Source organism: Mesorhizobium sp. C268A, from assembly GCF_040324475.1.
GTDB lineage: Bacteria > Pseudomonadota > Alphaproteobacteria > Rhizobiales > Rhizobiaceae > Mesorhizobium.
In genome coordinates this window covers 1193067-1215070 of sequence record NZ_JAMYVX010000001.1, presented here as the reverse complement: position 1 = coordinate 1215070, position 22004 = coordinate 1193067, and the positions used below count along the sequence as shown (strand labels likewise).

The 22004-nt window shown below is 62.8% G+C and carries 27 protein-coding genes; 12 read left to right on the top strand and 15 right to left on the bottom strand.

Annotation, left to right across the window (positions count from 1 at the left end; genetic code table 11):
- Window positions 1-9 precede the first annotated feature (9 nt).
- Window positions 10-960, top strand: coding sequence for a cytochrome c (locus tag NKL06_RS06225; protein ID WP_023692795.1), 951 nt, complete (start codon window positions 10-12; stop codon window positions 958-960).
- A 20-nt stretch (window positions 961-980) separates the two neighbouring features.
- Here NKL06_RS06225 and NKL06_RS06220 read toward each other — a convergent pair whose 3' ends face one another.
- The 3 genes from NKL06_RS06220 to NKL06_RS06210 all read right to left on the bottom strand — a co-directional run bounded on the left by NKL06_RS06220 (window position 981) and on the right by NKL06_RS06210 (window position 4287).
- Entirely contained in the window at window positions 981-1370 is a 390-nt protein-coding gene (locus NKL06_RS06220; RefSeq protein ID WP_023673684.1) for an SET domain-containing protein, read from the bottom strand.
- A 146-nt stretch (window positions 1371-1516) separates the two neighbouring features.
- On the bottom strand, window positions 1517-2143 hold the full coding sequence (locus NKL06_RS06215) for a LysE family translocator (RefSeq protein WP_023692796.1): 627 nt from the start codon (window positions 2141-2143) through the stop codon (window positions 1517-1519).
- Entirely contained in the window at window positions 2140-4287 is a 2148-nt protein-coding gene (locus tag NKL06_RS06210) for a S9 family peptidase (protein WP_023692797.1), read from the bottom strand. Before NKL06_RS06210 ends, NKL06_RS06215 begins: the two co-directional genes overlap by 4 nt.
- A gap of 114 nt (window positions 4288-4401) precedes the next feature.
- On the opposite strand from NKL06_RS06210, the gene NKL06_RS06205 reads away from it, so the two are divergent.
- Window positions 4402-4776 (top strand): SH3 domain-containing protein, encoded by a 375-nt coding sequence (locus NKL06_RS06205; protein ID WP_023684548.1) that lies wholly within the window; start codon window positions 4402-4404, stop codon window positions 4774-4776.
- Between the two features lie 412 nt (window positions 4777-5188).
- Complete coding sequence (locus tag NKL06_RS06200; protein WP_023673680.1) at window positions 5189-5614, top strand: Ros/MucR family transcriptional regulator; 426 nt, start codon at window positions 5189-5191, stop codon at window positions 5612-5614.
- A gap of 127 nt (window positions 5615-5741) precedes the next feature.
- Here the strand turns inward: NKL06_RS06200 and NKL06_RS06195 are convergent, their stop codons facing one another.
- Both NKL06_RS06195 and NKL06_RS06190 read right to left on the bottom strand, forming a co-directional pair.
- Complete coding sequence (locus NKL06_RS06195; RefSeq protein WP_023692799.1) at window positions 5742-6170, bottom strand: SufE family protein; 429 nt, start codon at window positions 6168-6170, stop codon at window positions 5742-5744.
- A 116-nt stretch (window positions 6171-6286) separates the two neighbouring features.
- A complete protein-coding gene (locus tag NKL06_RS06190) occupies window positions 6287-6655 on the bottom strand; it encodes a DUF5330 domain-containing protein (RefSeq protein ID WP_023684546.1) in 369 nt (122 codons plus the stop codon).
- A 531-nt stretch (window positions 6656-7186) separates the two neighbouring features.
- Here NKL06_RS06190 and NKL06_RS06185 point away from each other — a divergent pair.
- From NKL06_RS06185 to NKL06_RS06175, 3 genes are all read left to right on the top strand, one after another.
- Window positions 7187-8932 (top strand): sensor histidine kinase, encoded by a 1746-nt coding sequence (locus NKL06_RS06185; RefSeq protein WP_023692800.1) that lies wholly within the window; start codon window positions 7187-7189, stop codon window positions 8930-8932.
- Window positions 8907-9695 (top strand): peptidoglycan-binding domain-containing protein, encoded by a 789-nt coding sequence (locus NKL06_RS06180; RefSeq protein WP_023670159.1) that lies wholly within the window; start codon window positions 8907-8909, stop codon window positions 9693-9695. Before NKL06_RS06185 ends, NKL06_RS06180 begins: the two co-directional genes overlap by 26 nt.
- A gap of 73 nt (window positions 9696-9768) precedes the next feature.
- A complete protein-coding gene (locus NKL06_RS06175) occupies window positions 9769-10116 on the top strand; it encodes a DUF1491 family protein (protein ID WP_023692801.1) in 348 nt (115 codons plus the stop codon).
- Here the strand turns inward: NKL06_RS06175 and NKL06_RS06170 are convergent.
- The 4 genes from NKL06_RS06170 to NKL06_RS06155 all read right to left on the bottom strand — a co-directional run bounded on the left by NKL06_RS06170 (window position 10103) and on the right by NKL06_RS06155 (window position 14868).
- Complete coding sequence (locus tag NKL06_RS06170; RefSeq protein WP_023692802.1) at window positions 10103-11113, bottom strand: DUF2336 domain-containing protein; 1011 nt, start codon at window positions 11111-11113, stop codon at window positions 10103-10105. The genes NKL06_RS06175 and NKL06_RS06170 overlap by 14 nt on opposite strands.
- Before the next feature lie 396 nt (window positions 11114-11509).
- On the bottom strand, window positions 11510-12058 hold the full coding sequence (locus NKL06_RS06165; protein ID WP_023692803.1) for a DUF1254 domain-containing protein: 549 nt from the start codon (window positions 12056-12058) through the stop codon (window positions 11510-11512).
- Window positions 12051-12635 carry a DUF1214 domain-containing protein gene (locus NKL06_RS06160; RefSeq protein WP_023670163.1) on the bottom strand — a complete coding sequence of 195 codons (585 nt, stop codon included), beginning with the start codon at window positions 12633-12635 and terminating at the stop codon, window positions 12051-12053. Before NKL06_RS06160 ends, NKL06_RS06165 begins: the two co-directional genes overlap by 8 nt.
- 73 nt (window positions 12636-12708) lie before the next feature.
- Complete coding sequence (locus NKL06_RS06155) at window positions 12709-14868, bottom strand: transglycosylase domain-containing protein (RefSeq protein WP_023687235.1); 2160 nt, start codon at window positions 14866-14868, stop codon at window positions 12709-12711.
- A gap of 127 nt (window positions 14869-14995) precedes the next feature.
- On the opposite strand from NKL06_RS06155, the gene NKL06_RS06150 reads away from it, so the two are divergent.
- Together NKL06_RS06150 and NKL06_RS06145 are read left to right on the top strand one after the other, a co-directional pair.
- Complete coding sequence (locus NKL06_RS06150) at window positions 14996-15295, top strand: glycine cleavage T C-terminal barrel domain-containing protein (protein WP_023808035.1); 300 nt, start codon at window positions 14996-14998, stop codon at window positions 15293-15295.
- Window positions 15285-16838, top strand: a complete 1554-nt coding sequence (locus tag NKL06_RS06145) for a trimethylamine methyltransferase family protein (protein ID WP_023692805.1) — start codon at window positions 15285-15287, stop codon at window positions 16836-16838. Before NKL06_RS06150 ends, NKL06_RS06145 begins: the two co-directional genes overlap by 11 nt.
- A gap of 13 nt (window positions 16839-16851) precedes the next feature.
- Here the strand turns inward: NKL06_RS06145 and NKL06_RS06140 are convergent, their stop codons facing one another.
- The 3 genes from NKL06_RS06140 to NKL06_RS06130 form a co-directional block, all read right to left on the bottom strand.
- Window positions 16852-17016 (bottom strand): hypothetical protein, encoded by a 165-nt coding sequence (locus NKL06_RS06140; protein ID WP_023692806.1) that lies wholly within the window; start codon window positions 17014-17016, stop codon window positions 16852-16854.
- Between the two features lie 136 nt (window positions 17017-17152).
- A complete protein-coding gene (gene groL, locus NKL06_RS06135) occupies window positions 17153-18781 on the bottom strand; it encodes a chaperonin GroEL (protein ID WP_023692807.1) in 1629 nt (542 codons plus the stop codon).
- Between the two features lie 64 nt (window positions 18782-18845).
- Entirely contained in the window at window positions 18846-19208 is a 363-nt protein-coding gene (locus NKL06_RS06130; protein WP_023692808.1) for a co-chaperone GroES, read from the bottom strand.
- A gap of 247 nt (window positions 19209-19455) precedes the next feature.
- Between NKL06_RS06130 and NKL06_RS06125 the strand changes: the two genes are divergently transcribed.
- Window positions 19456-19719 (top strand): hypothetical protein, encoded by a 264-nt coding sequence (locus NKL06_RS06125; protein ID WP_023670169.1) that lies wholly within the window; start codon window positions 19456-19458, stop codon window positions 19717-19719.
- On the top strand, window positions 19716-19982 hold the full coding sequence (locus NKL06_RS06120) for a DUF1488 family protein (RefSeq protein ID WP_023670170.1): 267 nt from the start codon (window positions 19716-19718) through the stop codon (window positions 19980-19982). The genes NKL06_RS06125 and NKL06_RS06120 overlap by 4 nt, the downstream gene beginning before the upstream one ends.
- Window positions 19983-20025: 43 nt before the next feature.
- Here the strand turns inward: NKL06_RS06120 and NKL06_RS06115 are convergent, their stop codons facing one another.
- Both NKL06_RS06115 and NKL06_RS06110 read right to left on the bottom strand, forming a co-directional pair.
- Window positions 20026-20193, bottom strand: coding sequence for a hypothetical protein (locus tag NKL06_RS06115; protein ID WP_348625500.1), 168 nt, complete (start codon window positions 20191-20193; stop codon window positions 20026-20028).
- A 31-nt stretch (window positions 20194-20224) separates the two neighbouring features.
- On the bottom strand, window positions 20225-20434 hold the full coding sequence (locus NKL06_RS06110) for a hypothetical protein (RefSeq protein ID WP_023692810.1): 210 nt from the start codon (window positions 20432-20434) through the stop codon (window positions 20225-20227).
- Window positions 20435-20651: 217 nt separating this feature from the next.
- Here NKL06_RS06110 and NKL06_RS06105 point away from each other — a divergent pair, with 217 nt between their 5' ends.
- A complete protein-coding gene (locus NKL06_RS06105) occupies window positions 20652-21059 on the top strand; it encodes a DUF3168 domain-containing protein (RefSeq protein ID WP_023670173.1) in 408 nt (135 codons plus the stop codon).
- 6 nt (window positions 21060-21065) lie between these two features.
- Here NKL06_RS06105 and NKL06_RS06100 read toward each other — a convergent pair whose 3' ends face one another.
- Complete coding sequence (locus NKL06_RS06100; protein ID WP_023692811.1) at window positions 21066-21452, bottom strand: ester cyclase; 387 nt, start codon at window positions 21450-21452, stop codon at window positions 21066-21068.
- 281 nt (window positions 21453-21733) lie between these two features.
- On the opposite strand from NKL06_RS06100, the gene NKL06_RS06095 reads away from it, so the two are divergent.
- On the top strand, window positions 21734-21994 hold the full coding sequence (locus NKL06_RS06095) for a hypothetical protein (RefSeq protein ID WP_023692812.1): 261 nt from the start codon (window positions 21734-21736) through the stop codon (window positions 21992-21994).
- Window positions 21995-22004 lie beyond the last annotated feature (10 nt).

Here is a 22004-nt window from a genome sequence, read left to right as displayed (position 1 = left end):
TCCCGGGCAATGCCCTTGTGGAAAAAATTTGTCGGCGCCGCCCTTGTCCTGGGCGTCGTCGGTGCCGGCGCCGGCTGGCTGTTGTCGGCGCCGGTCAAGCTCGACACTGACACCCTGGCGCAGCTCGGCCCCGGCGACGCCGCCAGGGGCAAGCGCATTTTCAATGCCGGCGGCTGCACCTCCTGTCACGCCAAGCCGGGCTCGCAAGGCGACGGCCGTTTGCAACTGGTCGGCGGCCTCGAGCTCAAGGCGCCGTTCGGCACCTTCGTGCCGCCCAACATCTCACAGGATCCCAAGGACGGCATCGGCGCCTGGACGGTCGAGGACCTTGCCAACGCCATGCTGAAGGGCGTGTCGCCGTCGGGCGAGCATTTCTATCCGGCCTTTCCCTACGCGTCCTACGCCCGGATGAAGCCGGCTGATATTGCCGATCTCTATGCGTTCCTGAAGACGCTGCCGGCGGTCGCCGGCAAGGCGCCCGACAATTCCCTGACTTTCCCCTTCAACATCCGCCGCGGCCTCGGCCTGTGGAAGCGGCTCCATCTCAGCAAAGAGCCGGTGATTGCCTTTGCCGATGGCACGCCTGATCTGGTACTCGCCGGCCGCTATCTGGTCGAGGGGCCCGGCCATTGCGGCGAATGCCACACGCCGCGCGACATCACCGGCGGCACCAGGAAGAGCCAGTGGCTGGCTGGCGCGGCGGCCGCCGAAGGCAGCGGCATCGTGCCGAACATCACATCGGGCGAAGGCGGGCTCGGTGACTGGTCGGAAGCCGACATCGCCAACTATCTCGAAACCGGTTTTACCCCTGATTTCGATTCGGTCGGCGGCGCCATGGTCGACGTGCAGCGCAACATGGCCGAACTGCCGCCGGAAGATCGCGCGGCAATAGCCGCCTATCTCAAGGCGGTGCCGCCGCATCCCAACGGCTACCCGGTGCGCAGCAAGCCGGCCAAGTGATCCCGGCCACAGGTGGCGATCTACAGGTGGCGATCGCCGAGGAAGTCGAAGCCCGTCTCGAAGAAATGGCTGTAATTGCAGGTCAGTTCCTCGCCGGGTGCGATGTCGCGCAAGGCATAGGTTTCCTCGGGCGAGGAGACGTCGCAATTCGGTTCGTCGTCATGGTTCATGTAGCGGGCGTCGTCGGCTTCGAAGACGATGTAGTTCGGATCCCGGCGGTCTGGATAGGAATAACGGTCGAGATAGTTCTTCACCGGGCCGCTCTCGCCTTCATAGGTCTCGACGTCGATGATCCGGTCGAATCTGGGGTCGAGCTTCCAGACCAGCGTGCCCTTGGCAATGTGGTTCCTGGCGAAAACCCCGATGCCCTGGATCGGTGATTTCTCGAGATAGGTGTCGACGAGCAACATAGTGGCCCCTTTGCGTATGTCATGGTCTGGAAGGTGGCGCGCATTGGGTAGCGCGCAGCCATTGCAAATGCGAGTGAAAATGAGCAGCCTGGAATTCAAAAAGTGACGATCGGCGCGCCTCGACGGGCGCGCCTTTCGCATCGACATCAGCGCTGCTGCAAGGCCAGACGGACGCCTAACGCGCAGTAGATGCCGCCAACCACCTTGCCTTGCCATTTCACCACCGACGGATTGCGGCGCAGGAACGTGCCGAGCCGGCCCGCACTCACGGCAAAGACGACTGTGCTGAAAAGGCCGAGCAGAACAAAGATTATGCCCAGCGTCATCAGCTGGAGCATCACCGATCCGTTTTCAGGCCGCACGAACTGGGGCAGGAAGGCGAGGAAGAAAAGCGCCGTCTTTGGATTAAGCACTTCGGTCAGGACAGCTTGACGAAACGCCTTGCTGGCGGAGATCGCGAGTGCGCCGGCAGTAGGGTCGGCCGGTATTCTCTCGATGATTGCGCGGATGCCGAGGTAAACGAGATACGCCGCGCCGATGTATTTTACGACGCTGAACAGCGTTGCCGAAGTGGCGATGATCGCCGAAATGCCGACCATCGCCATGATGGTATGGAACACATCGCCAGCCGCGACGCCCGCGCCCGTCGCGACGCCAACCCTGGTTCCGGAACTCGTCGCTCGCGCGACCGTCAAAAGCGTGGCTGGGCCTGGAATAAACACAAAGCCAAGCACAACCGCTATGTAAGCCGTCAAGGTGGATAGATCGATCATTGCGACGCCTCCGTTGCATTCTCAGCCTTGCCCGTAACCTCGGGTTCGGGCTTGGCCGTAACCTTGAGCGCGAAGGAGTAGGTATAGGCGATCTCCTCCAGCCTTGAAAAGCGGCCGGAGGCGCCGGCATGGCCGGAATCCATGTTGATCTTGAACAGCACCGGATTGTCGCCGCTCTTGCGCTCGCGCAGCCGCGCCACCCATTTGGCCGGCTCCCAATAGGTGACGCGCGGATCGGTGAGGCCGGCCAGCGCCAGGATCGGCGGGTAGTCGTGATCAGCGACATTGTCATAAGGCGAGTAGGCGGCGATCGTTTGATAATCTTCCGCCGACGCGATCGGGTTGCCCCATTCCGGCCACTCCGGCGGCGTCAGCGGCAAGCTTGCGTCGAGCATCGTGGTCAGCACGTCGACAAAGGGAACCTCGGCAACGATGGCGCCGAAACTATGCGGTGCCATGTTGGCGATCGCACCCATCAGCATGCCGCCGGCCGAGCCGCCTTGCGCGACGATGCGGTCGTGTTGGGTGTAACGCTCGGCGACGAGATGCTGCGCGACGGCGATGAAATCGGTGAACGTGTTCATCTTGTGCGCCCGCTTGCCGTCGTCATACCAGCCATAGCCCTTGTCCTTGCCGCCGCGGACATGGGCGATGGCAAAGACAAAGCCACGGTCGACCAGCGAGAACCAGTTGGTGTTGAACGCCGCCGGGATGGCAATGCCGTAAGAGCCGTAGCCGTAAAGCAGGCACGGTGCGGAGCCATCGAGCGGCGTGTCGCGGTGATGCAGGAGCGAGACCGGCACCAGTTCGCCATCGGCGGCCGGCGCCATCAGCCGGCGCGTGACATAATGATCCGGATTGTGACCGGACGGCACTTCCTGGGTCTTCAGCAGCACACGCTCGCGGCTGCGCATATTGTAGTCGAAGACCTGCGCCGGGGTCGTCATCGACGAATAGGTGAAGCGCATGATCTCGGTGTCGTATTCATAGGACCCCGACAGGCCGAGCGAGAACGCCTCTTCGTCGAACGAGATCAGATGCTCCTCGCCGCTGCGGCGATCGCGCACGACGATGCGCGGCAGCCCTTCCTTGCGTTCGAGCCTGACCATATGATCCCTGAAGCCGACCACCGACAGGATCAGCCGGCCTGGCTCGTGCGCCACCAGCTCTTCCCAATTGGCGCGAACCGGGTCATTAGCCGGCGCCGTCATGATCTTGAAGTCCTTGGCGCCGTCGGCATTGGTGAGGACGAAGAAGATGTCGCCGCCTTCTTCCAGATCATATTGCAGGCCAGTCTCGCGCTTTGCCACCAGCTTTGGCTCGGCGAAAGGCTCATCGGCGCGCATCAGGTGATATTCCGAGGTTTCGTGATCGTTGATCCCGATCATGATCCATTCGTTGGAGCGCGTGCCGCCGACATCCATGAAGAAGCCGGGATCGGTTTCCTCATAAATCAGCCGGTCATTAAGGGGGCTGCCGCCGAGCGCGTGGTACAACACCTTGGACGGGCGATGATTGTCGTCGAGCCTTGTGTAGAAGAAGCCGTCATCGGCGGCATTCCAGACGCCGCCACCACTGGTGGCCTCGATCTGGTCGCTCAGTTCCTTGCCGCTGGTGAGATCGCGCACGCGAAGTGTGAAGAATTCAGAGCCCTTGTCGTCGAACGCCCACAACAGCTTGCGGTGATCGGCCGAATGGTCGACGCCGCCGAGGCGGAAATAGGGCTTGCCCTCGGCTTCCGCGTCGCCATCGAGCAGGATCTGCTCATCGCCGCCATCGCGCGGCATGCGGAAATAGCGGGGCTGTTCGCCGCCAAGCTTGAAGGATGAGCCGTAAGCATAGGGGCCATCCTTCATCGGCACCGTCGAATCATCTTCCTTGATGCGCCCCTTCATCTCGCCGAACAGCTGCTTCCGAAGCTCTAGCGTATCGGCCATAAGCACTGCTTGATAGGCGTTTTCGGCTTCGAGATGGGCGCGGATGCGGCCCTCAAGCAGGGAAGGGTCCCTGAACATCGCCTGCCAGTTCTCGGCCCTCAGCCAGGCATAGTCATCTGTGCGGGTAATGCCGTGATGCGTGTCGAAGACGGGGTGTTTCTCGGGGCTCGGCGGGCTGGCGGTCGGAAAAGCTGAGGTCTTGGTCATTGCGTCTCACTGAAGAAATTACTTGAATGGCAAATGAACACGCCGATCAGCGCGGGTTCAAGGGCCGGGATGTATTGGTTGCGGCGGGCTCGGGAGATGAGCCAAAAGGAGAGGATGATGAATTTCCATATCAACACCGCTGCGGCTCTCGCCGTCGTCGCTTCGACCGTTCTGGCTTTCACCGGCCAGTCTCATGCAACCGCGTTCGCCGCTTGGCAAGTGGCTGGCGTGCCGTTCGGCGACACGCTCAACGTTCGCAAATATCCGTCCGGCACCTCGCAGAAGCAGGCCGCCTATCCCAACGGGACGATCCTGCAGATGACCGGCAAGTGCACCAGCGGCTTGAATCTTCTGGAGATCGCCGGCCAGCCGCACTGGAAACAGAAACAGGCAATTCGCTATCAATGGTGTCAAGTTTGGCACGACCCGGCGCAAAATGGTGGTTTTGTTAGTGGCTGGGTCTATGGAAAATACCTCACGCCGTATTGAATCCGGTCAGACCGAAGATCTTCTTCGGCGTGTTTCGCCAACGCTTTGCAACTTGCGGTTTGGTACGAATCCGACAATCAGCCGCCCAAATCTTGAAGCATAGACCAAGCATCGCTGCCCACTTTATGAGTCCTTGCTGATTTAGCGACGGCGTGACCTTACGTCATGCTAGTCCTGGTCCGACCAGAAAATATCGCGAAGTTACAGAGTGCACGAAAGATTGAAGCTGAAGAGCGACTATTCGATGAATATCGTTGAATATAGCGCAAGATGCGAATTGACTTACTTTGTCTGGGGGCTCATTAAGATGCCCGGACGCGAATCCATGAAGCTCTTCCCGCGTGAAATTCGCGCCATGCCCGATCTTCCAAAAAGGGCGCAAACAGAAACATCCTTCGTTGGGGCCTAAACCATGGATATCGTCGAAACACCTTCCAGAAATAGCGATGCGCTGATCGAGCTGACCGCCGATGTGGTGGCAGCCTATGTCAGCAACAATCCCGTGCCGGTCGGCGAATTGCCGAACCTTATCGCTGATGTCCATGCCGCTCTCGGGCGCGTGGGCGGAGCAAGCGAACAGCCTCCGGCCGACAAGCAGAAGCCTGCGGTAAACCCGAAGCGCTCTGTTCATGACGATTACATCGTCTGCCTTGAAGATGGCAAGAAGTTCAAGTCGCTGAAGCGCCACCTGATGACCCATTACGGTCTGACGCCCGATGAATACCGCGAGAAGTGGAATCTCGACGCCAGCTATCCGATGGTTGCCCCTAACTATGCCGCTGCCCGTTCGCAGCTGGCCAAGAAGATGGGCCTCGGCCGCAAGCGCAAGGGGCGGTAACACCGGCTCCAATGGACAAGATCAACGGCGCCCCTTACGGCGCCGTTTTTGTTTCTAGAACAATTCCAGGAAAACTGCCGAGCGCTTTCTCTTGGGAATTGCGTCGAAAGAAGAGAAGATAGAGCAATCAAGCAGTCTGCTTGAGAGCCATCTCGGCGTCGCGCTTGACGCGCTTGACCATCGAGCGCAGGCCATTGGCCCGCTGCGGCGACAGATGTTCGTCGAGGCCAAGCGACCTCAGCGTCGCCTCTGCGTCCGTTTCAAGGATCTGGCTGGCAGTCCGTCCCGAAAACAGCGCCAGCATGATGGCGACCAGACCGCGCACGATATGAGCGTCTGAATCGCCTGTGAAGGTGATGACCGGATCGGCGCCCGGCGCTCGGTTCGTGGTCAGCCAGACCTGGCTGACGCAGCCCGGCACCTTGTTGGCGGCGTTGCGTTCGGCGTCGGGAAATGGCGGCAGCGCTTCGCCGAGCTCGATGACATAGCGATAGCGGTCTTCCCACTCGTCGAGCAGGGAGAAGTCGTCGCGGATCGTCTGGATCGTCGTGGCCATTGCTCGGGATATAGTCATCCGCGGCTCCGGCGTCACGGAAAAAGAAGAAAAGCACCGCAGGCATCGAGAGGTCCGACCGGCCTGCGGTGTCGCTGTAGATACAGCTGAAACGGTGTTTAGTTCTTCGCCACCAGCTTGGCAGGTATGTTGACTGTCGCCGGCAGCACGATGTCCTTGGCGACGCTGCCGGTGGCCAGCGATGTATCGGGCGAGGTCTCGGCGCTCTTGTCGTCCAGCATGGCGGCGGCGATCTTGGCGGTTTCCTTGGCCCGGGCGCTGATCGTATGCATCGCCGACTTGCCGGTTTCGCAGACGTCCGGCTTACGCTCGCAAATGCCGGCGATGTCGCCGACCGCTTCGCGCGCCGCAAAAAGCGCCTGGAACGGCCCGACGCTCTCGCGGCCATCCTCGTCGGGGCCGACGGTCAGCGGCAGCGCTAGCAACACCAGCGAAAACCAGAACGCCATTCTTATCAAAAAGCCCATCGATCTGCCCTCTCGTCCAATGACCGGATCATGCGTCCATGCGCAATGACCTCTTTATATCAGCCACAATGGCACATGAGGCGCAAAGGACGGCTTTCCTGCTCAGTGAAAATTTTCCTCAAATTTTAGGCAAATTCGAAGCGAGGCGTTTTGCAGTGCATTAGCCTCAAATGCCGGCAATTTTCTTAACCTTGCAGTAACCATCTAAGCGATTGTTGCGCATGGATATCTTCAGAAGAGCAGGCATGCCGGCTCAGGGTTTCGCAGCCACGGGCACGCCCTTTGCACATAACGCTCCGTTTACTATGGCCACAAATGGCGGTGCATTCCGGTGCCGGCGCTCCAATTTTTGCCGCAGCGCGCTCGTTGTTCCGGTCAGCCTTATTCATTCCTTAAACGCTGGATGCGAGTTTCAAACAAGCAAAAGCGACCTGCAAAGCAGGGCAGTCACGACCGGGTGCGAGTGCGTTGAGTTTGACAACTGCCAGATATATTGAACTGCCTGGCGCGCTGGCGGCCGGTTGCGAACGCATGGTCCATCCGGCCATCATCGGCCAGGGCGATCGCCTGCGCCAGCGCCGGTTCATCGGCATCATGCTTGCCGCTCCGTTCTTCGCCGCCGGTGCGGCGGTGACACTGGTCACCTCGGGCATGGGCGCCGCCGTCACCGTCGCAGCCATTTTCGCCGCCTTCGGTCTTTGCTGGTTCGCCGCCTTGCTGGTGGCGGCGTCAGGCAAGATGACGCTGGCAGCCCAGGTTGCCCTTGCCGCCGGCGGTCTTGCGCTTGCCGGCGCCGTCGCGGCAGCAGGCGGCCTGGCGTCGCCGGTTGCGCTGCTGGCCCTGGCATTGCCATTCGAGGCCTGGTGGATCGGCGGTTCAAAGCGCGCGGCACTTTGGGGCGGCCTCTCGGCCTTGGCCGCAATGCTGCTGCAGCCCTTTGTCGCCTCTGTCGTCCCGCTCGGCGGGGCGCAAGTCGCGGCGTGGCACTGGCTGCTGCCGCTCGCCTGGGGCCTGACGCTGGTTCCCCGGCTCGCAGCCCTAGGCGATGCCGCACGCGCGCAGCCCGCGCTGCTTCCAAACGACCGCCTTGAAGACATGATCGACGCCGTTGTCCTGCATGTCGCCCGGCATGGCGAGGTCCTGGATGCCTCGGCCAAGGCGCGCACCATCCTGAAGCTGCCGCCGGAACTGCTTTTCGGCGCCGGGCTGTTCGACCGCATCCACCTGTCCGATCGCGTCGCTTATCTCAGCGCGCTTGCCGACATGCGCGATGGCGCCCTGGCGCGCCGGCTCGATCTTCGGGTAAGGCTGCCGCAGGACGGCAGCGCCTCGACGGCCGACAATTACCGGCCATTTCAGCTCGAACTGATGCGTGCCGAAGAGCAGCAGGAGACCTTCACTCTGCTGCTGCGCGAGAACGACGAGACTGCCGAATTGCGCGACGAGCTTGCTGCCGCCAATGAGGCCGCAGCGTCGGCCGAGGTGGCAAAGGGCCGCTTCCTGGCGGTCGTCAGCCATGAGCTTCGGACGCCGCTCAACGCCATCATCGGTTTTTCCGACATGCTGCTGCATGAGATGTTCGGCGGCTTCAAGGACCCGCGCCAGAAGGAGTATGTCGGCCTGGTGAAGGAGTCGGGCCAGCATCTGCTTGCCGTCGTCACCTCCATCCTTGATGTCTCGAGGATCGAGGCCGGCGCCTACGCGACCGAGCCCGAACCGTTCCGATTCATCCAAGCGGTCGAGATGTGCCAGTCGATGATGCAGCTGCAGGCGAATGCCAAGAACATCGATCTCCAGGCGCAGATTGCGCCGGACGCCGGCGAGATCAATGCCGACCGCCGTGCCGTGCAGCAGATCCTGATCAACCTCGTCTCCAATGCGGTCAAGTTCACGCCCGATGGCGGCGATGTCGTCGTCGGCGCCAAGCGGATCGGCTCGCGGCTGCATTTCTGGGTCAGGGACACCGGCATCGGCATCGCCGAGGAAGATTTTGTCAATCTCGGCAAGCCGTTCATGCAGATCCAGAACGACTATACGCGCCGCTTCGAGGGCACCGGGCTCGGCCTGTCGCTGGTCAAGGGCCTGGTGGCGCTGCACGACGGCACGATGTCGATCGAAAGCATGCCGGGCGAGGGGACGACGGTCACGATCAGCCTGCCGGTGAACGGGCCGAAGAGGAGCGCGACCGACAGGAACGGGGTGCTGCCGATGCCCGCGACCAGGACGAAAGGCGACGCGAAAGGGGACAGGAATGGCTCGCTCCGCAAAACAGCCTAAGGCGGTCAAGCGCCGCAGCGGCGCGTTCGAGGCCGGCGCGATTGCGCTCGGCGGCGCGATCTCGCGCAATCCGGTCCTGGTCGGCGGCTCGACCGCCTTCCTGGTGACGCTGTTCTACGTTTCCGCCAACGCGCTGTGGTACCAGCCGTTTCCGCATGCCGGCGCCTTCTTCGCCACCCGCAGCATCGAGGGTTTTCCGCACCCCGGCGCGGACGAACCCGAAACCACCATCAACATCCTGCGGCCCGGCCCGGCACCGGTCAAAAGCGACCCGACCGTCGAGCAGGTCCAGGGCATCCTGAAGGATCTCGATTTCTACACGGGAACGGTCGACGGCATTTCCGGGCCGAATACCCAAAAGGCGATCCAGGCATACCAGCAGAAAGTTGGCCTGCCGGCCTCCGGTGAGATCGACGCCGTCCTGCTCGACCAGCTCGGCGCCAAGCAGACAACAGCTGGCATCCCGCATCCTGTGCCTAGGCCCGTGGATATGGCCGCCGCTCGAGTTGCCGCGCCCGAGGCCGCGCCTGCGCCCATCCCGGTTTCCGCGCCGGTATCCGCCCAGGCGCCCGATGCCCGCATCGTCAAGATCCAGGCCGGCCTGAAGGCATTCGGCAATGACGACATGCAGCTCGACGGCGTCGTCGGCGCCCGCACCAAGGCGGCGATCAAGGAATTCCAGTCGCTATTCGGCCTGCCGGAAACGGGCGAGCCCGACGAGGTCGTCTACGTCAAGATGCGCGAGATCGGCCTGACCAATTGAGTGGTCAAGACGACCGCTCGCGGATAGACGAAAATCCGGCTAAGACGCCGCGCATGTCCTCCGGAGCCTCGTCATGCGCGTAACCACCGAGTTTTGGGTGTCGGCCCTGCTGCGCCGTGTTTTCGGCGCCGGCGGCTTTGCGGCCGTCGTCAAGCGCGGCGCAACCGAGGCCGGCGCTGTCTTCGTGCTCTCCCGCGGCAAGCTGGGCGAGGTCTCCCTGTTCGGCCCGGCGCCGCAGACGAGCTACGATTCGGACAAACCGGATGATCGCTTTTTCACGCTGCTCGGCGCCGGCGACGATGCCGCAGCGCTTGACGCCAGGCTTGAGCGGGAGAAAAAATTCGATCCCGACATCTGGGTGGTCGAGATCGAGGCCGCAACGGTTTCCGTCGAGGAGCTTCTCTCCGTCAAGACGCCTTGAGGCTGGCCCCTAGGTTGGCTTTGTCGACGTCCGGCGCTTGGTCGCCATTCGCGGCGACAGGGGTGTTGCCGCGCACCGCTCGCGACAATGTTTCGGCCTTCCAGCCGCGCACCTTGTCGAGCGCCGCCTCGTGGTGCAGCAGCCGGTAGCGGTCGAGGAAGATGCGGATCGCCTGCGGGTGCGGAAACTCCCGGGGGTAAACCGCGACCACGATCAGGAATGCCCTGTCCTCGCTGAGGTCGAGCGCCCGCAGCGCGGCGAGCAACGAGACATAGCTCGAATGCTCGGTCAGCGACCGCGCCGTGGAGAAGTCGATGTCGAGCGCGTCGGCAAGCGCGGTCTGAAAGAAGGCGGCGTTGCCGGTCAGCGCCGTCTCGCGCAGCTTGCTGTAAGTTGCTGAGCCGACGAAGGGATTGACCGATGTCGCCTCGCCCTCGGCGAGCATCATCGAGCGCAGGCGGCGCCTGGCGGTTTCGGCGGCGCTGCCGGGCAGTTTTGGTGCGCTGGGAGCGGCGGCAGCGGCTTCGGCACCGTTGCCCGCCACGTCGGCGATCGGCTCGGGCTGCCGCACGCGCACCAGGGTCGGCTTTTCCAGCGCCTTGATCAACTGCGCGATGGCCGGGTTCAAATCCTTGCGGCGGGCAATAGCGCGCGCATGCGGCAGGCCGTGGCGGCCGATCAACGCGATCAGGTCGATGTCGCCCAGCGCCCGCGAACGGACGAGCAAAGGCGCGCAGACATCGACCGGCTCCTCGCAAAGCCGCCGCACCAGGGCGGCCGGCGCATATTCGCATTCGGACAGGGCGGCGGCGACATAGCGGCGCGATTCGTCCGGCACGCTGTCGAACAGCGGCAGCGTCAGATCCTCGAGCTGGGCGATCTCGCGGCGCGACGGGCGGGTCAGCGAGCAGAACGCCGACACGGCGGCGCGAAACAGCCTTTCGGCTTTTCCCGATTCCGTCCGTATGGCGATTTGCCTGAAATCCGAAGCTGACACGGAAGATCCGCCCGACACTCGACACAACCCGGACCATGCTCAACCGCAACTGTGTCGGTTTCGCGCAAGGCCTGGAACAAACATCAAATTAGCCGCGATCCGTTAGCGCTCCGTTAACCCTCTGCCGGCCTTAATCACATTTGGAGGCGTTGCGTTGTGCTCCGGGGCAACCGAGAGGAATACGCGAACCATGGGCATGGTACTGTCTTTCGTGCCGCGATCGGCACCAGTCAATCGAGCAGTTCAGGACACCGGTACGCCGGCGGCGGTGATCATTTTTCCCGGCGTCCGCTACGAGCATCCGCCATTGGCGGGCCAGGCGCGACCGGCGGACCAGCCGGGCACACCACGGACGCCTGTTCCGCACCACTGAATTTGCTGGTCGTCGGGGTGAGGTCAGTAGTCCTGCAGTTCGCAGGAGCTCTGGTCCAGGAACTGCGACACAACCGGCTTCCAGCTGTCGTCAGGCACGAAGGCGCGGATGACGAAGATGCCTTCCTCGATCGGCGCCTCGACGAAGATCGCCCCTTGCAGGTCTTCGGGAAGCTCCCTGCGCACGTCGATCATCTGTGCCGGCGTCAGCACCACGGTGTTCAGCTTGCTGCCGGTCGCCGTGCGGTCGTTGAATGAATAGAAATTGTGGCCGTTGCGGTCATAGACCGACACCGACCAGAACGGCACGCTGCCCGGCGCCTTGATCCGCACCACGCCTTCGGCAAGGTCGAAGCGGCAGGCGGCGGCGTAAAACAGCGGATCCACCGACTTCACCACCGGCGCGCCGCCCGCCTCGGCATCCAGCCTAGTCATCTTGTAGAGGTCGGACGCAATCGCCAGCCGTGACCAGGCATCGCGCTCGGTAAATTCCGGCACCAGCAAAAGCACCACGATGTGGACGATTCCGGCGCCGAGCAGGCCGAGCAGGATGGCGTGCAGCAACCTACGCATTGCAGCCAGCCTTGACGATCCGGGGCAGCGACACGTCGGAAAGGCCGGTGCTTGAGGCAATCGGCGTGTCGTAGAAGGTGAGCACGAAATACATCCGGCCAAAACCTTCGGTCAGAAGCCAGTTGCCGGGGGCCGGACGGTTGCCGACGGCGATGATCACCGAATTGTCGGGTTGACGCAGCACCTGGTAGGATTGCAGCGCCGCCAGCCTCGGCTTGCCGGTGTCGACCACGCCGAGCGATTGATCCGCGGCATAGAGCGTCCAGAACCGGGCGGTCGGGAAACTGCCTTCGATCCTGTAGTCGCATTGCCGCTGAAGCTCATCGCCGGCCGCATCGCGTTCGGCGATGAAGGACAAGCCTTCCGCCTTGCCGAGCGCCAGCACGCCCTCGCGCGCCACGCGCGCCTTCGAATAGGGGTCGGCATCTTGCGTGCCGATCTCGGGGAAGGCGGTCCATTGGCCGATGCTGATCGCGCCGACGCCGCTCTGCGCCTGCAGCGCATACCAGACGCTGCCGCCGCCGAGGCCGATGGCTATGGCAAGCGAAAGCAGCGTGAAAAAGGCGGTCTTGAGCATGAAGAACCGGGACGAGAGAATTATCGTTCGGGGATATAGCGGGGCAGGCCACAGAGCAAGCAGCGCTGTGGAATCAAAGCGCCGACAGGGTCTCCGGTGTCTGCGGCGAGCCGAGCACGGGCGCTGTCTGGAACACCTTGGTCATCTCGCGCAGCGTCTGTGTCGTGCGGCTGGACAACACCGCCGGGCGCTCGGCCGCGGCATCGGCGGCTGCCTGATCGGCGTTTTTCTTCTCCGCTTCCTCGGCTTTGGCCGCGATCTCTTCGTCGACGAAGGGCTTGTCTAGGCCGGGGATCGGCTTCAGGTCGATATTCTGGTGCGCGTAGACCATCAGCCGCTGCCACACCATCGCCGGCAGCGTGCCGCCGGTCATGTTGCGGGTCGGGGTGAAGTCGTCATTGCCGAGCCAGACGGCAGCCGTGTAATTGCCGGTGAAGCCGACGAACCAGGCGTCGCGGTAGGATTGCGTCGTCCCCGTCTTGCCAGCGACGACGATGTTGGGCAGCTGCGCGCGCCGCGCGGTGCCGATCGCCGGCACCGCAGCCAGCATGGTGTTCATGTATTTCAAAGCCTGTTCCGACAGAACCCGATGCGGCGCCGGCGCATCCTTGGCAAAGTCGTAGACGACATCGCCGGTGCGGGTGACGAGCTGGGTGATGCCGTGCCGCGAGCCGGCGAAGCCGTTCTGCGCGAACACGCTGTAGCCCGTCGCCTGGTCCATGACCGTCATGCCCGATGTGCCGAGCACCATGGTCTTGTGCGACTCCAGCGGCGATTCCACGCCGAATGATTCGGCCATCGCCTTGATCGGGCCGATGCCGAGATAGTCCTTGGCCAGCCGTACCGGCACGGTGTTGATCGATTTGGCGATCGCCGTGATCAGCGTCACGTTGCCGGCCGAGCCACCATTGTAATTGTGCGGTGACCAGCCGCCCCAGCTGATCGGCCCGCCTGAGACGACGGAGTCCGGGGTGAACCCGTGCTCCATGGCGGTGGCGTAGACGTAAGGTTTGAACGAGGAGCCGGTCTGGCGCAGCGCCTTGGTGGCGCGGTTGAACTGGCTTGCGCCATAGTCGCGGCCGCCGACAATGGCGCGTACCGCGCCATTGGTCTCGATCACTACAACGGCGCCCTCGGTGACGTTGTATTCCTTGCCGAACTGGCGGAGATGGAATTCGACGGATTCCTCCGCCGCTTTCTGGATGTTGGCGTCGAAAGTGGTGTGTGCGACCAGCGAATGCTGGCCGGGCTTGGCGATCTTCTTGACCTCATCGAAGGCCCAGTCGAGATAATAGTCCGGGCTCTTCTGCTCGCCGCGGTCGACGATCTCGGCTGGATGCAGCCTTGCCTGCAGCACCTGGCCTTCGGTCATGAAACCAGAATCGACGAGGTTCGACAGCACCACATTGGCGCGAGCACGGGCGGCGGGCAGGTTGATGTGCGGGGCGTATTTGGTCGGCGCCTTGAACAGGCCGGCCAGCATCGCCGCCTCGGCGAGGTTCAGATCCTTGACGCTCTTGCCGAAATAGAAATCCGCCGCCGCCTCGATGCCGAACGTGCCGCCGCCCATATAGGCGCGGTCGAGATAGAGCTGCAGGATCTCCTTCTTCGACAGATTGGCCTCCAGCCACAGCGACAGGAAGGCTTCCTTGATCTTGCGCTGGAAGGTCCGCTCATTCGACAGGAACAGGTTCTTGGCCAGCTGCTGGGTGATGCTGGAGCCGCCCTGGACGACGGAATTAGCCCGCACATTCTCGAAGATGGCGCGCGACAGGCCGAGCACGTCGATGCCGTAGTGCTCGAAGAAGCGTCGGTCCTCGGTCGCCAGCACCGCTTTGATGACATGGTCCGGCATCTCGTCGACAGGCACGGAATCGCGCTGGATGATGCCGCGCTGGCCAATCTCATTGCCGTAGCGGTCAAGGAAGGTGACGGCGAAATCGCCCTGACTGCGCCAGTCGCCGGTGGTGATCTGGAAGGCCGGCATCGCGAGTGCGAGCAGCACGACGACGCCGCCGGCGCCCATCGTAAAACCTTCGCTCAGCACCTCGATGATGCCGCGTCGCCAGCCGGTGACTCGGAAGCGCCGCGAAAAAATGGTCGCCGATTCCCAGAACTGGCCGGCCTTGAAGCCGATTTCGTAGAGCGAGGAATCGATCCACGCGTCCACCGCCAGCAGTGCGGCGGCGATCGGACCTCTTCGTCTTGGACGTCGTTCTAAAGGACTGGCCATTCCCGAAACTCACCCAACCCACCTGAGAACCGCAAGCGGGCAATTTCAGGGCGGGCATACCCGGCGAAGACTATTCTTCCATTTCAGCCCGGCTCACAAGGGCAGCCAGGCCACACCGCACGGTTTGTTGAGCGCCGCCCGGATCGTGACGCTGGAGGTCGACGCCGTCGATGCCGACGCCAGTGGCTTCGAGCCAGTCTGGCACAAGGGCCGGCGGGTCGGATTCGTCACCTCAGGCGGCTATGGCAACACAATAGGCAAAAGCGTCGCGCTGACGTTGCTGGGGGACGAATTCGCCGGGGAGGGGACCGCGCTTTGGGTGCACATTGTCGGCGGCGTCGAGCGGCCGGCGCGAATTATTCCGGCTCGCCATACGGCCCGAGGGCAAGGCGATGCGGCAATGAGGAGTTTTGGCCATGGTCGATGACATCATAAGGGAGACCAGGCGCGAGCGCCGGCGCGGGCACACCGGTGATGCCGGCAGCGGGCCAAGCCGCCACCCGAACTATCGCTCGCTCAAGAACCCGTTCCTGCCGCAGCCGGTGTTTTCGGACGACCGGGTCGCGGCCATCCACGGCACGGCGTTGCGCGTGCTGGAAGAGCTCGGCATCAAGGTGCTGCTGCCGGAGGCACGGGCGATCTACGCCAAAGCCGGTGCGCTGGTCGACGAGGACAGCCAGATGGTGCGCATCGGCCGCGATATTGTCACTGCGGCACTGGCCTCGGTGCCGAAATCCATCCGGGCGCTGGCGGGCAACCGTAGCCGCGATCTCATGCTGGAGCTCGGCTCGATGACGTTCCTCGCCGGAGCCGGGGCGCCCAACGTCACCGATCTCGAACGCGGACGGCGTCCGGGCACGCTCGCCGCTTTCGAAGAACTGACCAAGCTTGTTCAGAATTTCGACGTGCTGCATATGCTCGGCCCCTGGATCGAGCCGCAGGATGTCGACAACCATTTGCGCCACTATGCCGTCAACCGTGCGCAGCTGACCCTGTCGGACAAGTTCCCCTTCGTCTTCGCCCGCGGCACGCCGCAGGTCGAGGATGGGTTCGAGATGATCAGGCTGGCGCGCGGGCTCTCGCAGGACGAGTTCCTGGCCGGCGTCCATTGCTACACCGTGATCAACACCAATTCGCCGCGCCAGCTCGATATCCCGATGGCGCAAGGCATCATCGACTTCGCCAAGGCCGGCCAGGTGTCCATCATCACGCCCTTCTGCCTGGCCGGCGCCATGGCGCCGATCACCGTCGCCGGCGCATTGACGCTGCAGCATGCCGAGGCGCTGGCTGGTCTCGCGCTGGCGCAGATGGTGCGGCCGGGCGCACCGGTGGTTTACGGATCCTTCTCCTCCAATGTGGACATGAAGTCCGGCGCACCGGCCTTCGGCACGCCCGAGCACGTCAAGGCGACGCTGGGCGCCGGTCAGCTGGCCCGCTTCACCGGCCTGCCTTGGCGGTCCGGCGGCGGCAGTGCGGCCAACATTTCCGATGTGCAGGCGGCGCACGAGACGCAGTTCGCGCTGTGGGGCTCGGTGCTTGCCGGCGCCACCGTCTGCATCCATGCCGCGGGCTGGCTGGAGGGTGGCCTCAGCGTCTCCTACGAGAAGCTGATCACCGATATCGAGGCATTGCAGACGGTTGCCGAACTCTGTGCTACGACCCCCGGCGACAAGGATTCGATCGGCTTCGAGGCGATCGCCGAAGTCCAGCCGGGCGGGCATTTCTTCTCCGCCGGCCACACCATGACGCGCTACCGCACCGCCTTCTACGAGCCGCTGGTCGCCGACTGGTCGAATTTCGGCAGCTGGACGCAGTCCGGTTCGAAGTCGGCCACCGAGCGCGCCACCGGCATCTGGAAGCGGACGCTGGCCGACTTCCAGCCGCCGGCGTCGGCCGTTGCCACATCCGATGTGCTCGACGAGTTCATTGCCCGCCGCACCGAAGAGGGCGGAGCGTTGCCGGTGTCGTGAGGGTTGGCAGCCGTCACATCGGCCGCTTGTCGCCGGGCTTCGGCGGCTCGCGGCGGATCATGCCGGCATCGGTCTGTCTGTGCTTGTCGGCGGCAATCCGGCGGATGCGATCGAAGCGGCTCTCCTCCGCCGGCTTGGTCGCGGATACAGCGTTTGGCTTCGGGGCGAATGTGATCATCTGTCGATCTCCCTGTCGTTGCTGACTGGTCTTGACTGACTGACGGAAATTCCTGGCTCGCCGGGGAAATGTCTCGGGCAGCCTGTTCTGATTTATGCCCGCCCAGATTCCCAGGCGGGCAATTTTCGGGCGATGGTCAGTAGCCGCCCATGCCGCCACCGCCGCCCGCAGGCGCCGCATCCTTGGCCGGGATGTCGGTGATCATCGCTTCGGCGGTGATCAGAAGGGCGGCGATCGAGCCGGCGTCCTGCAACGCGGTGCGCACCACTTTCGCCGGGTCGACAATGCCGGCCTTGATCATGTCGACATAGACCTCGTTCTGGGCATCAAAGCCCTGATTCTGGTCCTTGCTGTCGGACAGCTTGCCGACGACGATCGAGCCTTCGACGCCGGAATTCTCGGCGATCTGGCGGATCGGCGCTTCCAGCGCCCTGAGCACGATCGAAATGCCGGCGGTCACATCGTCATTGGCGCCGGTCAGGCCGGCCAGAGCCGATCTTGCGCGCAGAAGCGCCACGCCACCGCCGGGCACGATGCCTTCTTCCACCGCCGCGCGCGTCGCATTCAGCGCGTCGTCGATGCGGTCCTTCTTTTCCTTCACTTCAGACTCGGTGACGCCGCCGACGCGGATCACGGCGACGCCGCCGGCGAGCTTGGCCAGCCGCTCCTGCAGCTTCTCCTTGTCGTAGTCGGACGTGGTCTCCTCGATCTGGCCCTTGATCTGCGCGATGCGCGCCTGGATGGTCGCCTTGGTGCCGGCGCCGTCGATGATCGTGGTGGTGTCCTTCTCGATCAGTACGCGCTTGGCGCGGCCAAGCATCTCGATGGTGACGTTTTCGAGCTTGATGCCGAGATCCTCGGAAATCATCTGGCCCGATGTCAGCACGGCGATGTCTTCCAGCATCGCCTTGCGGCGATCGCCGAAGCCCGGCGCCTTGACGGCCGCGACCTTGAGGCCGCCGCGCAGCTTGTTGACGACCAGCGTCGCCAGTGCTTCGCCTTCGACGTCTTCCGAGATGATCAGCAACGGCCTGCCGCTCTGCACCACTGCTTCGAGGATCGGCAGCATCGCCTGCAGATTGCCGAGCTTCTTCTCGTGGATGAGCACGTAAGGCTCTTCCAGTTCGACGCGCATCTTGTCGGCATTGGTGACGAAATAGGGTGAGAGATAGCCGCGGTCGAACTGCATGCCTTCGACGACGTCGAGTTCGGTGTCGGCGGTCTTGGCCTCCTCGACGGTGATGACGCCGTCATTGCCGACCTTGTCCATCGCCTTGGCGATCATGGCGCCGACGCTGGCATCGCCATTGGCGGCGATGGTGCCGACCTGCGCGATCTCGGCCGACGACTTGACCTTCTTGGCCTTCGCCTTGATGTCCTTGACCACGGCGGCGACAGCCTGGTCGATGCCACGCTTGAGGTCCATCGGGTTCATGCCCGCGGCAACCAGCTTGGCGCCTTCGCGCAGGATCGATGCGGCCAGCACCGTGGCGGTGGTGGTGCCGTCACCGGCGAGGTCGTTGGTCTTCGAAGCCACTTCGCGCACCATCTGCGCGCCCATGTTCTCGAACTTGTCAGCAAGCTCGATTTCCTTGGCCACCGTCACACCGTCCTTGGTGATGCGCGGCGCGCCATAGGCCTTGTCGATGATGACGTTGCGGCCCTTGGGGCCGAGCGTGACCTTCACCGCATTGGTGAGGATCTCGACGCCGCGCAGCATGCGGTCGCGCGCGTCGGTGGCGAATTTGATTTCCTTGGCAGACATTTTTTTCAATCCCGTTGGTGTGGTGAAGCAAGCGGCTCGCCGGAGCCTGGCAAAGCCAGGCCGGTCAGGCAGCCTTCTTGGCTTTGACGCTCTTCTCGGTGACGACCGTCCCGCTCTTGCCGATAGCGGCCGTCTCGCTCTTGTCGATGACGCCCATAATGTCGGCTTCCTTCATGATCAGCAGGTCCTCGCCGTCGATCTTGACCTCGGTGCCCGACCATTTGCCGAACAGGATGAAGTCGCCGGCCTTGACGTCGAGCGGAACAAGCGCGCAGTTTTCGTCGCGTGCGCCCGGCCCAACGGCGATGACTTCGCCTTCCTGCGGCTTTTCCTTGGCATTGTCGGGAATGATGATGCCGCCCTTGGATTTGACATCGCCTTCGGCGCGCCGGATGACGACGCGGTCGTGGAGTGGCCGAAACTTCATGAGAACTTCTTTCTGGGGCCGGCATAGGCGACCGCGCCGTTCTTATAGGCGTGTTGGCACTCGATAGATAGGAGTGCCAAAAATTATTCGTGGCCAAAATTAAATATTAAAAAGTATTATGATGTCTGCAGGGTTCGAAACGTCGCGAGGCGCCTAGATATTTCAAAAAATTGAATTCCGAGGCAAAAGTGACTATTTATATCGTAAGTTCGATTTCACAATTTCAGGCACGAAGGAGATTTAGGCGATGGCCGAAGGCAATCAGAGCATCATGGAAAAAGCTGAAGCCCGCTTCATGGACAAGCAGAAGAAGACGGCCGAGCGCAACAAGGCAACCTCCGACTACATGTCCGAAGCGAGGGCCAGGGAGATCAAGACGGCAAGGCTCAGGGAATTGCGCTTGGCCAAGGAAGAGGCCGACCGCGTCGCGGAAGCCTTGAACCCGACACCGAAGAAGAAGCGGGCGACAGTCAAGAAAGCCGCCGCCGCGCCGAAGGGGGGCACGTCATGAGCCTGACATTCCCCAATCCAAGTCGCTTCTATGACGAGGCCGGCAAGCGCATCCGCTTTGTCGGCCACGACGGCATGTTCCAGATTTCCTTCTCTGTCGCAGCCGATGCCCTCTCGAAGGCGCCATCAGGGACGGCGACCGCGGAAGCCACCTATCTGGCGGCTTTCGACACCGCGTCCAGCTCCATCCATGACATTGCCAGCAAGGCCTACGCCCGCACCCGCAAGAGCATATATGTGCTCACAGCCGCGGATTTCGGTTAGCGCGCGTTCGTCTTGCAATCAGAGCGGCTGAGATCAGCGTGCGTCAGGACTTGCGGTCGGCTTTTGCCCGCCGCTTGACGTCCCGGCTGTTCAGGCGGTCGGCCATCGCTTCCGCATCGCGCAAATTCATGGCCACCATTACCTGTTGCTTAAGCTCGACAGGCTGGCCGGTGAAGATGTCGAAGATAGTCCAGCTCTCGGGCTCGTACATGCGCAACGCGTAGCGGTTTGTCATATCGGCATCAGGCCCTTGACATGAAAAATGCCGCCGCCAGGATCAGGATTGTCCAGGCCACCACCGACAGCTTCAAGGCCAGGCCGCCATGCATTGAAAGTATCTCGCGCATGCGCAGGGCCACGGTGCTCTTCGACAGGGCGGGTGCTGCCGCAATCGCGACCGGGGGCTTGACGCCAAGCTTTCCAAAAGCCGGCAGCAGCGGTGGCGTTCGCATGAAATGACCTCGAATTGCCGGAGAAAACAGGGCTCCTCATAACACCCTTCTTGAAACTCCCCGCATGCCAAATAGAACCCGGTCCGTGAAAGGGCCATGCCGCCCGATTCGCCGCCTTCCATCAGGCGGATCGTCATCTGGCGAAATCCGTGCAACGCGGTTAGGTTGCGCGCGAAACTGAGGTTGTTCAAAGCGTGACAGGCGAACGGAGACGACGATGACGGCGCCCGGCGATTTGCTGCAAGCCTTGTTCATGAGATTGAAGAGCGATGCCTCGCTGACGGCGCTGCTCGGCGGCGCCGGGTTGCGCGAGCAGGCGGCCGACAGTGCCGCCTTCCCTTATGTGACCTATGGCAGGACCAGCGCATTCGATCTGGACACCGGCGCCGACAATGATGACGACCAGCTCATCACGCTGCATGTCTGGTCGAAGGCGCAAGGCGAGGCCGAGACGCGTCTGATTATGGACAGCATCCGGGCGCGCCTTGACGGCGCCGCTTTCGCCACCGGCTCGCGCGACCAGACCCGCCTGTCGCTGGAGTTCGCCGAGGCCCGCTACGACGAGGACCTGGCGCTCTACCACGGGGTGCTGCGGATACGCGCTCTCACCGAACAAAGTGATTGAAGCAACCTAGATCTGCGCCTGGATCTCGGCCTTGTCGATGACTGACCACACCTCGCGGATGCGACCCTCTCCGAATTCGTAGAAAACATTCTCAGCGAACGACACGCGCTTGCCGTTCACCGGCAGGCCGAACAGCACGCCCTTGGGATGACAGTCGAAATGCAGGCGCGCCGCCACGCGCGGCGGCTGGCAGACCAGCAGTTCGATGTTGAAGCGGAGGTCGGGAATCGCCTCGAAATCGCCTTCGAGCATACGGCGATAACCCGACAGGCCCAGCATTTCGCCATTGTGCTGCACCTCGTCGCCGACAAAGTCTCCAAGTTTCGCCCAGTCCTGGTCATTCAGGCAAGCGATATAGCCCCGGTAAAGGTCGGCAAGGTCTTTATCCGTCATGGCGCACTCCGATGATTTGGCGTTTCCCGCGCTATTTAGGGCGACCCTTCAGAATGGTCTCGCCTTGACCTGTTCCCAATCTGGCTGCGAATTGAGAACCTGCGCGCAAACACCATAGCCGCGCAGCCGGTTTTCCGGTTATGAATCCATTGCCCGGTCTGAGGGACTGGGCGGTAGGATCGCATTCATTCGTTGCGCGCGCAGGGGGGTATTGCGGGGATGGATTTTCACCCGTTCACCGTTCATTTCACGTTCAGCACAGTTGCGTTACAACGCCGACCATGAAAACGCTTCGCTCTCATGTCAGAATCGCGATACTGGCGCTCACAGCGGCCGGCCTGTTGGCGTCGCAAGCGACGCCGGCAGCCGCGGCGGATTGCTACGCGATCGGCCAGCAGGTTGCCGAGCAGAATGGCGGCACGCTGGCCAAGGCTTCGCAGACGACGCGTGGCGGCCAGGAGGTCTGCGTCATCGTCGTGCTTGTGCCGGGCAAGGACGGCCAGCGTCCGCGCCGTTCCGAGATCGTCGTCCCGGCGAACTGATCCAATCTTC